14 protein-coding genes are annotated in these 13,995 nt (G+C 45.8%); 4 read left to right on the top strand and 10 right to left on the bottom strand.

Annotated features, from left to right (window positions below; translation table 11 throughout):
* From E0H88_RS00005 to E0H88_RS00025, 5 genes are all read right to left on the bottom strand, one after another.
* Positions 1–302 (bottom strand): GTP-binding protein (locus E0H88_RS00005; protein ID WP_252151958.1); only part of this gene is annotated, 302 nt, incomplete at its 3' end.
* Between the two features lie 96 nt (positions 303–398).
* Complete coding sequence (fusA, locus tag E0H88_RS00010; protein ID WP_092820357.1) at positions 399–2,534, bottom strand: elongation factor G; 2,136 nt, start codon at positions 2,532–2,534, stop codon at positions 399–401.
* A gap of 130 nt (positions 2,535–2,664) precedes the next feature.
* Positions 2,665–3,135: a 30S ribosomal protein S7 gene (rpsG, locus tag E0H88_RS00015; RefSeq protein ID WP_092820358.1), complete on the bottom strand. Its 471-nt coding sequence runs from the start codon at positions 3,133–3,135 to the stop codon at positions 2,665–2,667.
* 178 nt (positions 3,136–3,313) lie between these two features.
* Positions 3,314–3,688 carry a 30S ribosomal protein S12 gene (gene rpsL, locus E0H88_RS00020; RefSeq protein ID WP_004648013.1) on the bottom strand — a complete coding sequence of 125 codons (375 nt, stop codon included), beginning with the start codon at positions 3,686–3,688 and terminating at the stop codon, positions 3,314–3,316.
* 179 nt (positions 3,689–3,867) lie between these two features.
* Positions 3,868–5,295, bottom strand: coding sequence for an EcsC family protein (locus tag E0H88_RS00025; RefSeq protein ID WP_131272644.1), 1,428 nt, complete (start codon positions 5,293–5,295; stop codon positions 3,868–3,870).
* A gap of 281 nt (positions 5,296–5,576) precedes the next feature.
* Between E0H88_RS00025 and E0H88_RS00030 the strand changes: the two genes are divergently transcribed.
* Together E0H88_RS00030 and hemJ are read left to right on the top strand one after the other, a co-directional pair.
* Entirely contained in the window at positions 5,577–6,806 is a 1,230-nt protein-coding gene (locus E0H88_RS00030) for a beta-ketoacyl-ACP synthase II (protein ID WP_131272645.1), read from the top strand.
* A gap of 70 nt (positions 6,807–6,876) precedes the next feature.
* Positions 6,877–7,329, top strand: coding sequence for a protoporphyrinogen oxidase HemJ (hemJ, locus tag E0H88_RS00035; RefSeq protein WP_086175357.1), 453 nt, complete (start codon positions 6,877–6,879; stop codon positions 7,327–7,329).
* Positions 7,330–7,375: 46 nt separating this feature from the next.
* On the opposite strand, the gene E0H88_RS00040 is transcribed toward hemJ, so the two are convergent.
* From E0H88_RS00040 to E0H88_RS00055, 4 genes are all read right to left on the bottom strand, one after another.
* Positions 7,376–8,836 carry an amino acid permease gene (locus E0H88_RS00040; RefSeq protein WP_131272646.1) on the bottom strand — a complete coding sequence of 487 codons (1,461 nt, stop codon included), beginning with the start codon at positions 8,834–8,836 and terminating at the stop codon, positions 7,376–7,378.
* Positions 8,837–8,972: 136 nt separating this feature from the next.
* A complete protein-coding gene (locus tag E0H88_RS00045) occupies positions 8,973–9,332 on the bottom strand; it encodes a RidA family protein (protein WP_165493256.1) in 360 nt (119 codons plus the stop codon).
* A 51-nt stretch (positions 9,333–9,383) separates the two neighbouring features.
* Positions 9,384–10,481 carry an alanine racemase gene (alr, locus tag E0H88_RS00050; protein WP_131272647.1) on the bottom strand — a complete coding sequence of 366 codons (1,098 nt, stop codon included), beginning with the start codon at positions 10,479–10,481 and terminating at the stop codon, positions 9,384–9,386.
* Between the two features lie 36 nt (positions 10,482–10,517).
* The gene (locus tag E0H88_RS00055) at positions 10,518–11,777 is read right to left on the bottom strand and encodes a D-amino acid dehydrogenase (protein ID WP_131272648.1); all 1,260 of its coding nucleotides are present in this window, start codon (positions 11,775–11,777) and stop codon (positions 10,518–10,520) included.
* A 137-nt stretch (positions 11,778–11,914) separates the two neighbouring features.
* On the opposite strand from E0H88_RS00055, the gene E0H88_RS00060 reads away from it, so the two are divergent.
* The gene (locus tag E0H88_RS00060) at positions 11,915–12,379 is read left to right on the top strand and encodes an Lrp/AsnC ligand binding domain-containing protein (protein WP_086197651.1); all 465 of its coding nucleotides are present in this window, start codon (positions 11,915–11,917) and stop codon (positions 12,377–12,379) included.
* Between the two features lie 57 nt (positions 12,380–12,436).
* On the opposite strand, the gene E0H88_RS00065 is transcribed toward E0H88_RS00060, so the two are convergent.
* A complete protein-coding gene (locus E0H88_RS00065) occupies positions 12,437–13,081 on the bottom strand; it encodes an HAD-IA family hydrolase (protein WP_092820365.1) in 645 nt (214 codons plus the stop codon).
* Positions 13,082–13,182: 101 nt separating this feature from the next.
* On the opposite strand from E0H88_RS00065, the gene E0H88_RS00070 reads away from it, so the two are divergent.
* Positions 13,183–13,950 (top strand): hydroxymethylpyrimidine/phosphomethylpyrimidine kinase, encoded by a 768-nt coding sequence (locus tag E0H88_RS00070; RefSeq protein WP_131272649.1) that lies wholly within the window; start codon positions 13,183–13,185, stop codon positions 13,948–13,950.
* Positions 13,951–13,995: the final 45 nt, after the last annotated feature.

Below are 13,995 nucleotides of genomic sequence, written 5' to 3' on the forward strand. Positions count from 1 at the left end.
CCGTCCATCTGAGCAGCACCAGTGATCATGTTTTTAACATAATCGGCGTGTCCTGGGCAGTCTACGTGAGCGTAGTGACGAGTTGGAGAATCGTATTCTACGTGTGAAGTATTAATTGTAATACCACGTGCTTTTTCTTCTGGTGCAGAGTCAATTGCTGCGTAATCTTTCGCTTCACCGCCGTAAGTTTTTGCACAGATAGTTGCAATTGCAGCAGTTAAAGTAGTTTTACCATGGTCGACGTGACCAATTGTGCCCACGTTTACGTGTGGTTTGTTACGTTCGAACTTAGCCTTAGCCATGAGATCTTCCTTATTAAAATACTTATGGAGGGTTAGCTCCATAAGTGATTTTGGTTTTTAACTATGAATTAGTTTGGGCTTATAGTAATCGAAAGATTACTCGTCGTCACCTTTTTTACCACCAGTTTGGAATTTAGAAATGATGCCTTCAGCCACGTTACGTGGAGTCTCAGCATATTTAGAGAATTCCATAGAGTAAGTCGCACGACCTTGAGACATAGAACGCATTTGAGTCGCGTAACCAAACATCTCAGCCAATGGAACTTCAGCACGGATTGCTTTAGTACCACCAGGTAAATCGTCCATACCCTGAACCATACCACGACGACGGTTTAAGTCACCCATGATATCGCCCATGTAGTCTTCTGGAGTTTCTACTTCTACTTTCATGATTGGTTCAAGAAGAACAGGATCTGCTTTCATGAAACCATCACGGAAGGCATAAGAACCTGCCATTTTGAACGATAATTCGTCAGAGTCGACATCGTGGTAAGAACCGTCGAACAATGTAGCTTTAATGCCCACAACTGGGTAACCAGCCAAGACACCATTCTTCATACGTTCTTGAATACCTTTATCAACCGCACCAAAGAATTCTTTAGGTACTACACCACCTACAACTTCTTCAGCGAATTCGTATTCTTTACCAGCGTCTGTATCCATCGGCTCTAAACGTACATATACGTGACCGAATTTACCTTTACCACCTGTTTGACGTACGAACTTACCTTCTTGCTCAACAGTCTTCTTGATTGTTTCGCGGTAAGCTACCATTGGTTTACCAATGTTTGCTTCAACGTTGAATTCACGTTTCATACGGTCAACGATGATGTCAAGGTGAAGCTCACCCATACCAGCAATAATGGTTTGACCAGATTCTTCATCTGTGCGTACACGGAACGATGGGTCTTCTTTTGCCAAACGGCCAAGAGCGATAGACATTTTCTCTTGGTCAGCTTTAGTCTTAGGCTCTACAGCTAAAGAAATTACTGGCTCAGGGAATTCCATACGCTCAAGAGTGATGATTGCTTTTTCATCACATAGTGTATCACCAGTAGTAACGTCTTTAAGACCTACACATGCAGCGATATCACCCGCGCGGATTTCATCAACGTCTTGACGTTCGTTAGCGTGCATTTGCACGATACGGCCGATACGTTCACGTTTAGATTTCACTGGGTTATATACCGGGTCGCCTTGTTTAAGCACACCAGAATACACACGTACGAATGTCAAGTTACCTACGAATTTGTCGTTCATGATTTTGAACGCAAGCGCAGAGAACGGAGCATCGTCAGACGCTTCACGAGTTGCTTTAGTCTCGTCTTTGTCGTCAAGGATACCTTCGATCGCTTTAACTTCAGTCGGAGATGGCAAGAATTCAATTACTGCGTCCAACATACGTTGAACACCTTTGTTTTTGAACGCTGTACCGCAAAGCATTGGTTGAATTTCACAAGCCAAAGTTTGAGTACGTAAACCAGCAACGATATCTTCTTTAGAAAGATCACCGTTCTCCAGGTATTTGTCCATCAACTCTTCAGATGCTTCAGCCGCAGCTTCAACCATGTTGGTACGCCATTCTTCGGCAGTATCAAGAAGGTCAGCAGGGATTTCGCCGTACTCGAACTTCATACCTTGAGAAGCTTCATCCCAGATGATCGCTTTCATTTCGATCAAGTCAATTACGCCTTGGAAGTTTTCTTCAGCGCCAACAGGGATTACAACTGGTACAGGGTGTGCACCCAGACGAGTTTTCATTTGTTCAACAACACGGAAGAAGTTGGCACCGGTACGGTCCATCTTGTTCACGAATGCTAAACGAGGAACTTGATATTTGTTCGCTTGACGCCATACAGTTTCAGACTGAGGTTGTACACCACCTACAGCACAGTAAACCATACATGCACCATCAAGAACACGCATAGAACGTTCAACTTCGATTGTGAAGTCAACGTGTCCCGGGGTATCAATTACGTTGATACGGTGTTCAGGGAACTGCTTAGACATACCTGACCAGAATGTAGTAGTCGCAGCTGAAGTGATGGTAATACCACGTTCCTGCTCTTGTTCCATCCAGTCCATTGTTGCTGCACCATCATGTACTTCACCAATTTTGTGAGATACACCTGTGTAGAACAAGATACGTTCTGTAGTTGTGGTTTTACCCGCATCGATGTGCGCAGAAATACCAATATTACGATAACGAGAAATTGGGGTTTGACGAGCCATGATTTCTTGCATTCCTAAATTTGTTGTTTAAAACAGGACGCTTTAAGCCGCTTGGCAGCTTAAAGCGATTCGATGACAAAGCAGTGAAAACTGGCTCATCACCCTCCTGAATAGGGGCTGTTTTAACCGCTTAGAAGCGATAGTGAGAGAAGGCTTTGTTGGCTTCAGCCATACGGTGCACATCTTCACGTTTTTTGACTGCAGCGCCTTTACCTTCAGATGCATCAAGCAACTCGCCAGCAAGACGTAAAGCCATAGTTTTTTCAGAACGCTTAGCAGCAGCATCTACCAACCAACGCATAGCTAGGGCAGTACGACGGGATGGGCGTACTTCCATAGGCACTTGATAAGTAGCACCACCAACACGGCGTGCTTTTACTTCGACCATAGGGCGAACTTTTTCAAGAGTAGTCTCGAAAAATTCTACTGGGTCTACTTTAGATTTTTCTTGAACGCGGTCTAAAGCACCGTAAACGATACTTTCAGCAATAGATTTTTTACCATCTTGCATTACGTGGTTCATGAATTTAGCGATTGTTTGGCTGCCGAACTTAGGATCCGGAAGGATTTCACGGGCAGCGACTACGCGACGTCTTGGCATTTTAATACACCTATAAATATGACACTTCAGGTTTATCCAGCATGAGTACAAAGTGTCATGTACATTCGCTGGCCTTACTACACGTCGCTTGAATTTCACAAATTTAAATGCAGAAATCAGACAAGCGAGACGATAAAGGATTGCGGTTCTACGTTCTTAAAAAGCTAATCTAAAAAGATTATTTCTTAGGACGTTTAGTACCGTATTTAGAACGAGACTGGTTACGATCTTTAACACCAGCGCAGTCTAAAGAACCACGAACGGTATGGTAACGTACACCTGGTAAGTCTTTAACACGACCACCACGGATAAGCACAACGCTGTGCTCTTGCAGGTTATGGCCTTCACCACCGATGTAGCTTGATACTTCAAAACCAGAAGTTAAGCGAACACGGCAAACTTTACGCATTGCTGAGTTAGGTTTTTTAGGTGTAGTTGTGTAAACACGTGTACAAACACCACGACGTTGTGGACAAGCCTTCAACGCAGGAACTTTTGATTTTTCAATCAAAGTCGTACGACCCTTACGGATCAACTGATTTGTTGTTGCCATTTGGCAATTCTCCCGTTAATAAAAAGCCTCAAAAAAATACCACTTTTTGAGGGCACACAATTGTAAGCGAAGATAGAAAAATGGTCAATATTCGAGGCCATGTCAAATATTGACCACTTTCTTATATATAGGTCAGTAGATGCGTTTTTTAAAGACTCTAGCCCAGGCTTTTACACCTTCTATTTTGTAACTTTTTTCTTGGTTGGTTTAGGTGCTTCATTTTGTTCAGGTTGGGAAGCGGCAAGCTGTTCACTGCCCGCGTCAATTTCTTGAACATCTGCCTGAGCATAGTCACCTATTTCCGGTTCATCTAGCGTGATGGCCGGTTTTTGCGGCTCAACCTGGGCATGCGGTTCGACCATGTGTTCAGCCAAATATTCTAATCCCTGTTCTACCCGCTCACTTTTACGCTCGTCATCCGCGATGGCATCCTCGGCTTTCTTTTTAATGGTCACTTTGGCAATAGGACCATGCCCTTCCACTGCAATATCCTGATCCAGTTTAAGCTCGCCGGAATTCAGCTCGTCTTTAGTAAAGGGGTTTAGTAACCTTGGCGCTGCCTGTGCCAACAGCTCCAGGGATTTTTCATAAGCCGCAATAGGAGACAATTCCGCTCCTTGATGCTGCTGCAAATAGCTTCTGGCATGGGAAAAGATTTGCTGGGCTTTCTGGTTGACATCTTCCACCAGTTTCCAGCTATAGGCTGCACCTATACCTGCTCCGGCAACCGGCGTCAATTTACTGATCAAAGAAACTTTTGGAAGATGATTCAACCAGTTCCATTTCATTTCGCCATTTTCATTGACCAGCCATTTTTTTAGTGGCTCACTGTCATTGCTGGAACCCAGCATGTTTTGCAATTGGGCGGTATCATTGGTTTGCAGCATATTGGACACGATTTTGAGTGCCATCAATACACTTTGTTTTTCAGCAATCTGACCCAAGTCGATTTGTTTAAACACAAACTGGACAATATCCTGTTCGGTGTCTTTATTCAGTTCAAAGCCATAAGCACGCCCGACCTGATAAATCATGCGCAAGGACATCAGCAGCGACAAAGGCACGTCAATCGCTGAACCGACTACGCCTGTGGCACCCGTAACTGCACCCTGTATAGAAGCAAGCCATTTGTTTTGTTCTGCCAATGCCTGACTCAGCCGTTTGGAACGGTCGACATCTTGAGTCAGTTCCTGTAAATCTTTTGCTCCGGCCTGATCCAATACAGTATCTACAGAACTCAGATTTGAAGTGAACTGATTTAAATGGTCAAAAAAATAGTCTGAAACCTTGTCTGAAAAATCTGGCGAAACAAAATTCGCCACACGATTGACCTTGCTGTACTGACGACCCAGCAATTGCCTTGAGACATTGGGTAAATACTCACGTATCACTTGTTGAGGATTATCATATTTTCTGGATTCAAATACGCTTTGAGAACGGGCACTTCCCTCAATGACATGGCCATTGCTCAAGCCTCCTGAGGCCTTGCCTGCATGCTCGGCAGCCGCATGACTCAGTGCATTCATTCCTGTTGCACTGATCTTTTTAGCCACTCCCAAAGCATTCGAGAAGAATCCACCTGAATGTTTATTATTGGTATTTGCCATTCTTTTACCCTCATCTTCTATTCTTACAATTATTGATAAATACTAGGTGTAGTCTAAGTTTATCTCAATACGAATGTGTATCTTTTAGTTAATTATTCCGCGTAAACATTACAGATACATACTGCCGAAATAGGCATAATATTTGCCATAAGAATTCAAAAACCTTTCTGCTATCATGAATGCAACCGAAAGACATGAGTAATGCGCTGGATTGAGGTTTTTACTTTTCTTCCTGAATCAGCTGCCTTTACTCAAAATATCACCATATAAGGGATCTGTAGATGAAGCGTGTTGTAATCACTGGTATGGGTATCAACTCATGCATTGGTAATTCTTTAGAAGATGTCACTCATTCTTTACAAAACGGGATTTCTGGAACACGTTTTAACCCGACTTATGCAGAATTAAACTTTAAGAGCCATGTCAGTGCAGCTGCTGATCAAGATTTTGACCATATTGACCGCAAATTGAAACGCTTCATGGGCGTATGTGCCATGTATGCCTACAACTCGGCGCTTGCTGCAGTAGAACATGCAGGTTTAAGCGTTGAAGAATTGGCCGGCAACCCGCGTTACGGGATTTCAGGCGGTTCAGGTGGCGGTTCAACTGCTTCCGTGATTGAAATGAACGAATTATTGCACACTAAAGGTGCGCGTAAAGTCGGTCCTTTCTTTGTTCCACGTAACATGACCAACACCATTACCGCAAACGTAGGTGTGGCATTCAAATTACAGGGTGTGGCGCATACCATTACCAGCGCATGTGCAACTTCTGCCGATGCCATTGGTTATGCTTATAACCTGATTCAGTTGGGCAAACAGGATTTAATGCTTGCCGGTGGTGGTGAAGAAGATCACTGGTCTCAAAGCTTGTTGTTTGATGCCATGGGTGCACTTTGCTCTAAATACAATGACACACCAGAAACAGCGTCTCGCCCATATTCAGCTGACCGTGACGGTTTCGTGATTGCCGGTGGTGGCGGTTTTGTGGTACTTGAGTCACTGGAACATGCGCAAGCACGCGGTGCAAAAATTTTAGCTGAAGTGGTGGGTTATGCTGCCAACTCTGATGGTGCAGACATGGTCGCTCCAAGCGGTGAAGGCGCAACACGCTGTATCCTGATGGCCCTTGAAGAAGCGAAACAGCATGGCGTGGACAAGATTGACTATGTGAACACGCATGGTACGTCAACGCCTGCAGGCGACGTGACTGAACTGAAAGCGATGGAACGTGCATTCGGTGAAGGTCAGGTTCCGCCTATCAGCTCAACCAAGTCTATGACCGGTCACAGCCTGGGTGCTGCGGGTGTACATGAAGCCATTTACTCTGTCTTGATGATGCAAAACGACTTTATTGCGCCAAACATCAACGTGACTGAACTGGATGAAGGTGCAAAACCGTTTGATATCGTACTTGAAAAACGTGACGCAAAATTGAATACTGTGATGAGTAACAGTTTTGGTTTTGGCGGTGTAAATGCCTGTCTTGTTTTCAAAAAATGGGAAGGCTAAGCTAAGAAGTGTTGATCATTCAGCCATGGATGATCAACTTCTGCCACACTGCCCTTAAAAGGGTGAATGGATGGATGCTCCTTCTGATGCTTTCTTGTGGGTAAAAGCATTACATATTATTGCAGTTGTTTGCTGGTTTGCGGCATTGTTCTACCTGCCTCGTTTGTACGTTTACCACGCCATGAGTGAAGATGCGGTGAGTCATCAGCGTTTTGAAGTCATGGAACGTAAGCTATACCGCGGCATCATGTGGCCCTCAATGGTTGCAACACTCATCACCGCGCACTTTCTGGTCGATTGGGGTGATGCAACGCGTCATTACCATGATGCACTGTGGTTTTACCTGAAAGTCGGACTGGTCGGATTATTGGTGATTTACCACTTTGTGTGTGGGTATTACCGTAAAAAACTGATCGGCAATGCGCATTACAAATCACACAAGTTCTGGCGCTTCTTTAATGAAATGCCAACGCTGATTTTATTTGCCGTAGTCATTCTAGTGGTGGTGAAACCCATCTTCTAAGCATCAAAAAAGCCCTCAATCGAGGGCTTTTTACATCTGACAAAACTTAGTTCAACATTTCCTGATTGCGTTTCATCAGCATCTCCTGATGACGTTTACGCATCCGCGGTTTATACAGGAGCTGATAGGTCACGGCCAAAATAATCAACCAAAGCGGACTGATCATCAGGGCACGCAAGGTATCGGCTTCCAGACTTAAAATAATCAAAGTAAAGAATAAAAACACCAGTACCACATACGACATCCATATTCCGCCCGGCATTTTAAAAGTGGACTTGGCATGCAGTTCTGGACGCAGTTTACGGTAACGGATATAGCACACCATGATGATGCTCCAGATACTGATAAACAAAATCACGCACAGCGAGCTTGCTAAGGTAAAGGCTTCAACCGTATTCGGTACAAAGTATTGTAATGCTGCACCCGCCATAATAAAGGCACAAGAGAACAATAAACCTTTGTCAGGCACGGCACGCTTGGACAATTGCGCCAGGTTTTGCGGAGCCTGCCCTTCCCGCGCCAAGCCAAACAGCATGCGCGACGTTGAAAACACACCGCTGTTCATGGAGGACATGACCGATGACAGCACCACCAGGTTCATGATAATCGCTGCTGCACCAATGCCTGCATGCATGAACAGCGACACAAAGGGACTTTGATCCGCAGGAATCTGGTTCCACGGAGTCACCGACATCACAATGAACAGCGACAATACATAAAACAGAATAATCCGGGTCGGAATGGCATTCACTGCCTTTGGCAAGTTCTTTTCAGGGTCTTGGGTTTCTGCCGCCATGGTTCCGATCAGTTCCACACCCACAAAAGCAAACAAGGCAATTTGGAACCCGGCCAGGAAACCACTGCCACCTTGCGGGAACATGCCGCCATGCGACCAGACATTACTAAAGCTGGCCAGCGAGCCACCCGGTGCATGAAAATGGTTAAACACCATAAATCCGCCAATACCAATCAGCCCTAAAATGGCCAAAATCTTGATAAGCGCAAACCAGAATTCGATCTCGCCAAACAGACGTACGGCGAGCATATTAATGCCGAGCACCAGCAACACGCAGGCCACGCTGATCATGGCCTGTCCGGATGGCGTAAAGGCCATCCCTTCAGGCAGCCAAAAGCCAAGATAGTTGATGATGGCAGCCAGGTCTGCAATGCCGACCAACACCCAACCCAGCCAGTATGACCAGCCAATATAGTAGCCTGCACCCGGACCAATCAGGTCATGCGCCATGTCGATAAAGGATTTGTAGTGCAGGTTGGAGAGTAAAATTTCACCCAATGCGCGCATCAGGAAAAAGAACATGGTACCAATGATCATATAGATCAATAAAATTGAAGGGCCAGCCAGGGAGATGGTTTTGCCTGAGCCCATAAAAAGGCCTGTCCCAATCGCGCCACCAATGGCAATCAGTTGCAGGTGACGGTTGGACAGTTTTCGTTGTAGTTCATGCGATGATGCCTGGGCATCGTCTGCTCGTGGTGTAGTGGTCATAACTGAACATCCTTTTAACATACGATTGCGTGTAAACCATGTGCTTTACATTGCCAGTCATCCCAACCAGCGACATTTACACGCCAGGCAGCACATCGGTCGCAACCGCTTTGCTGCCCTGCGGGAGATTTTTAGGTCAAGGCTGTGCCGCCGTTACAGCAATTTCAATCAGCCAGTCCGGATTGACCAGATCTGCCTGAATGGTGGCACGCGAAGGTGGAGTACAACCTTTCATCCAGTCAATCCAAATGGCATTGACGGTTGAAAAGTCAGCGAGATTTTTTATATAAAGCTGTGCAGACAGCAGTCGGGATTTATCGGTTCCGGCCAAAGCCAGCAGTTCATCAATGCTGGCCAAAATTTCACGGGTCTGACCTGCGACATCATTCCCGGTGTTTTTCGGTACCTGTCCAGAAAGATAAACTACCTGATTAAACACCGTCACGGCGCTCATGACGGCGTTGCTATTCAACTTTTCAATATCGCTATGGGACATCTACATTTCCTTGTATCAATGACTTGAATGAATAATCTGATTTTTTAAAATTTAATCTTGAATAAAATTGACGCGTGCAGTAACAGCACACATCAGCTCATAGCCAATGGTGCCTGAACCTGCCGCCACTTCATCAATACTGAGTACAGTGCCGTGTTTCGATGTACCCCACAGCATCACTTCACTGCCGACTTGGGCACTGGGGAGATGAGATAAATCGACCGCCAGCATGTCCATGCTGACACGACCGACCAAACTGCTGCGTTGTCCATCGACTAAAATAGGCGTACCTGTTGCGGTAATACGCTGATAACCATCGGCATAACCGCAAGCCACAATACCAATACGCATCTCGCGTTCAGCAACAAATCTGGAGCCATAACCGACACTATCCCCCGCTTTGAGCCGTTGAATCGCAATAATTTCACTACGCAGGCTCATCGCAGGTTGCAGGTTCCAGTCTTGAATAGAATGGCTTGGATAATCCGGAGAACTGCCGTACAGCATGATGCCGCTACGGATCACATCCGACTGCAACCGTGGATGGCGTAAGATGGTGGCGCTGTTGCTGACTGAACGCGCACCCGGTAAATCATGGGTGATTGAATCAAACAACTGGCATTGATGCTCAATGCCGTCACGTCCTAAACGCTCACCATCAGCATCCGAGAAATGCATCATATGGGTCAAACATTGAACTTGAGGCAAGTTTGAAAGCTGCTGCCACACTTGACGATACTGTTCAGGGCGGAAACCCAAACGGTTCATGCCACTGTTCATTTTCAGGTAAACATCAAACCGGGCGGGTCTGGGAAATCGGGCCAACCATTCAATCTGATATTGGCTATGAATGGTGAAACTTAAATTCAGCTCATCACACTCAAACAGGTCTTGCTCGGAAAAGATGCCCTCAAGCAACAAGACGGGGCCTTTCCAGCCCAGGGCACGAATGCGTTTCGCCTCTGCCAAATCAAGCAGTGCAAAACCATCGGCAGATTTGAAAGCTTGATAGACGCGCTCAATGCCATGACCATAGGCATTGGCTTTGACCACCGCAAAGACCTGGCTATTCGGCATTTTTTGACGTGCAATAGAGAGATTGTGCTGCAGTGACTGATGATGAATCACTGCAGTAATCGGACGTGGCATGTTGTTCTTCCTTGAATCAATCTGACCTAAAACAGATTAGGCTGCTGAAGGGTAACGTTGGATCGATAAACCTTCGGTACTGATGTCCGGTTGATGGTTCATGACCAGGTCACTGATGAGCTTGCCTGAGCCGCAGGCCATGGTCCATCCCAGCGTGCCGTGACCGGTGTTGAGGAACAGGTTTTTAAAACGGGTTGCACCAATAATCGGAGTGGAGTCCGGTGTCATTGGACGCAAGCCGGTCCAGAAGGTCGCTTCTGCCAGGTTTCCACCCGGGAACAAATCCTTGGTGACCATTTCCAGCGTGGCACGGCGGTCCTGGTTCAGGCCATGGTTAAATCCACTCAGTTCAGCCATGCCACCCACCCGGATACGCTTATCAAAACGGGTAATCGCAATCTTGTAAGTCTCATCCAGCACCGTAGACTGCGGTGCAAATGCAGGATCAACAATTGGAATGGTGAGTGAATAGCCTTTCACCGGATAAACAGGCAAATTCAGGTGCAGTGGTTTTAAGAAGTCACGTGAATAACTGCCAAATGCCAAGACATAACGGTCTGCTGTGAGAACTTGGCCATTCACCAGCACGCCCTTGATGTCATCTCCTTCAAGCACCAGTTTTTCAACGTTTTGGTTAAATTTAAATTCTACGCCCAGCTCTTTGGCCAAGCTTGCAAGCGCATTGGTAAACAGGTAGCAGTCGCCAGTTTCATCATTCGGTAAATGCAGACCACCGACCAGTTTATCTTTGGCAAATTCCAAAGCAGGTTCCACTTTGGCCAGATCATCTTTGAGCAAAAGTTCATGCTCCACGCCACATTCTTTTAGCACCTGAATGTCACGTTGCACCATGTCCAGTTGCGCTTCATTACGAAAAACTTGTAAGGTGCCTTTAGAACGGTTTTCATAGTGAATGCCGGTTTCTTTACGCAGCTCTCTGAGACAGTCACGGCTATACTCTGCCACCCGGGTCATGCGCTCTTTATTAATGGCATAGCTGTGCGGATTGCAGTTCTTGAGCATCTGCGCCATCCACTGTAATTGCCACATGCTGCCATCCATATTGATGGCAAGCGGTGCATGATGCTGAAACATCCACTTGACTGCTTTAAATGGAATACCTGGAGCTGCCCACGGCGTTGAATAACCTGGCGAAACCTGACCTGCATTGGCAAAACTGGTTTCTTCAGCAGGACCAGACTGACGGTCCAAGACAGTAACGGTTGCTCCCTGTTGTGCGAGGTAATACGCACTGGCAACCCCGATGACACCACTACCCAAGACAATTACACGCATTGCTTATCCCTAACGCATACTAGTTTATTTCACTAGTATATTTTTTGATTGATAGTTTTTTTCACTGTTTTAAGCACTATAATCTAGGTAATTTGATAGTTTTGTCGCGAAAAAATTCTAAAAAAAGGAAAATCATAATGCGCAAATTAGACCGTATAGATCAGCAGATTCTGGATATTTTGCAGCGCGATGGACGGATTGCGATTAGTGAATTGGCATCTCGGGTCAACCTGTCTACCACCCCCTGTTCGGAGCGGGTCAAACGTCTGGAACGCGATGGCATCATCATGGGCTATTATGCGCGGCTGAATCCGCAACTGGTCGATCGCAACCTGTTAGTATTTTTAGAAATTAAACTATCTGCAAAATCGGGCGATGTGTTTGATCAGGTGGCACGTGATTTGGTGGAAATTCCTGAGGTTCTGGAATGTCACCTGATTTCAGGCGAATTTGATTATCTGGTGAAAGCGCGCTTAAAGGAAATGAGTGCCTATCGACGTCTGCTCGGCGACTTACTTAAAAAACTTCCCTCCTCCGCTTCCTCACACAGTTACATTGTAATGGAAGAAGTGAAGGAAAGTTTTTATCTGGATCTGCGTTAATAGTCCCCAAAGCTTGATTCAGGGTAAATACCGAGGAAGTTGCGTACTCATGTTGAGTTAAACAAATTGAAGTAATTCAGCAAAGGTTTTAATCCGCGCTTTAGGTGCAGCTGCTGTCAACTCTTGATCAGAGCCATAACCATACTCGACTGCGATGGTGTCTATCCCATTGCTGCGGGCACCAAAAATATCGTGCTCACGGTCACCCACCATCACACATTCAGCTGGGTTTAAATTTTCCTTTTCAAGGATATAGGCAATCAACTCGCCCTTGTTGGTACGCTCACCATTCAGCTCACTGCCATAGGCATAATTAAAATATTGCAGCAGATCAAAATGTTCTAAAATCTGCTTGGCATAGATTTGAGGTTTTGCCGTAGCCAAATACAAACGGAAGCCCTTTTGCTGCAAGGTTTGCAAAGTTGCAGCCACATCTTCAAAAACATGATTTTCATATAAGCCGGTCACAGCAAAGCGTTCCCGATAGCCCATCAAGGCCTGTTCAGCCAGAACATCATCCACCGGCACATTTAAAATTTTCGCCAAAGAGGCCTGCAAAGGTGGACCAATAATCCAGTCGATGTTGACCTCATCGGCAATTGGATGGCCCACTTTAGCCAGACCATAGCGTGCCGAAGTAGTAATCCCCACTTTGGGATCAGTTAATGTTCCGTCTAAATCAATCAAAATATTCTTAATCACCAACCGACCCTTCAACTTAAATTTTTACTTCACAAATACTATCGAGACTTGGCTCAAAGTTGCCTATACTAACGCAAATTTTGTGATTTAAGGACATCATTGTGCGCCCTACTGTACTTTGCTTTTCTGGTTTAGACCCATCGGGTGGTGCTGGCTTGCAGGCAGATATTGAAGCGATTGGCCAAAGTGGTGCACATGCAGCAATTGCCTGTACTGCGCTGACCATTCAAAACTCGCAGCAGGTGTTTGATTTTGAAGCAACCTCCAAAGAATTATTGCTGGCCCAAGCGCATGCTGTAGTCGGTGATTTACCGATTAAATGTGTGAAATCCGGTATGTTAGGCACCACCGACAATATTGCCGCTTTGGCTGAATTTTTACGTGAACATCCTGAATATCTGTATGTGCTTGATCCAGTTCTGGTGGCCAATAGCGGCGGTTCATTGGGCGATCAAGCCACACTGGTCAAAGCCTTTGTGGAGCTGATTCCGCTAGCTACTGTGCTGACCCCGAACACCGTCGAACTTCGTGCCTTAACTGGCGTGGAAGATATCGACCAAGCTGTAGCAAAACTTTTTGCCATGGGTGCCAAAGCCGTTTTAGTGAAAGGTGGACACGAAGATACCCCTGACTATATCCGCAATGCACTATACGTAGAGGGTAAACTGGTATCTGAAACCCGATGTCCCCGCCTTGAAGGTCAATATCACGGTTCAGGCTGTTCTTTGGCCAGCTTTATTGCCGGCCGTTTAGCACAAGGTGATGACTTAAAACAGGCGGTCAACCATGCCGAAACCTGGCTGTTTGGCATACTGAAAAAAGCGGAATCCCCGGTGCCTAATGGCCAGAAAATCCCGAAACGTTTTTAAAAATCCATCTGCTGCTCTGCTGCATAAAAACCTGCATACGAACCT

Source organism: Acinetobacter sp. ANC 4216 (genome assembly GCF_004331195.1).
Classification (GTDB): domain Bacteria; phylum Pseudomonadota; class Gammaproteobacteria; order Pseudomonadales; family Moraxellaceae; genus Acinetobacter; species Acinetobacter kookii.

What these genes read in the sequence shown, in the direction of transcription:
- fusA (WP_092820357.1), bottom strand. Translation starts at nt 2,534, where the DNA reads ATGGCTCGTCAAACCCCAATTTCTCGTTATCGTAATATTGGTATTTCT.
- rpsG (WP_092820358.1), bottom strand. Translation starts at nt 3,135, where the DNA reads ATGCCAAGACGTCGCGTAGTCGCTGCCCGTGAAATCCTTCCGGATCCT.
- rpsL (WP_004648013.1), bottom strand. Translation starts at nt 3,688, where the DNA reads ATGGCAACAACAAATCAGTTGATCCGTAAGGGTCGTACGACTTTGATT.
- E0H88_RS00025 (WP_131272644.1), bottom strand. Translation starts at nt 5,295, where the DNA reads ATGGCAAATACCAATAATAAACATTCAGGTGGATTCTTCTCGAATGCT.
- E0H88_RS00030 (WP_131272645.1), top strand. Translation starts at nt 5,577, where the DNA reads ATGAAGCGTGTTGTAATCACTGGTATGGGTATCAACTCATGCATTGGT.
- hemJ (WP_086175357.1), top strand. Translation starts at nt 6,877, where the DNA reads ATGGATGCTCCTTCTGATGCTTTCTTGTGGGTAAAAGCATTACATATT.
- E0H88_RS00040 (WP_131272646.1), bottom strand. Translation starts at nt 8,836, where the DNA reads ATGACCACTACACCACGAGCAGACGATGCCCAGGCATCATCGCATGAA.
- E0H88_RS00045 (WP_165493256.1), bottom strand. Translation starts at nt 9,332, where the DNA reads ATGTCCCATAGCGATATTGAAAAGTTGAATAGCAACGCCGTCATGAGC.
- alr (WP_131272647.1), bottom strand. Translation starts at nt 10,481, where the DNA reads ATGCCACGTCCGATTACTGCAGTGATTCATCATCAGTCACTGCAGCAC.
- E0H88_RS00055 (WP_131272648.1), bottom strand. Translation starts at nt 11,777, where the DNA reads ATGCGTGTAATTGTCTTGGGTAGTGGTGTCATCGGGGTTGCCAGTGCG.
- E0H88_RS00060 (WP_086197651.1), top strand. Translation starts at nt 11,915, where the DNA reads ATGCGCAAATTAGACCGTATAGATCAGCAGATTCTGGATATTTTGCAG.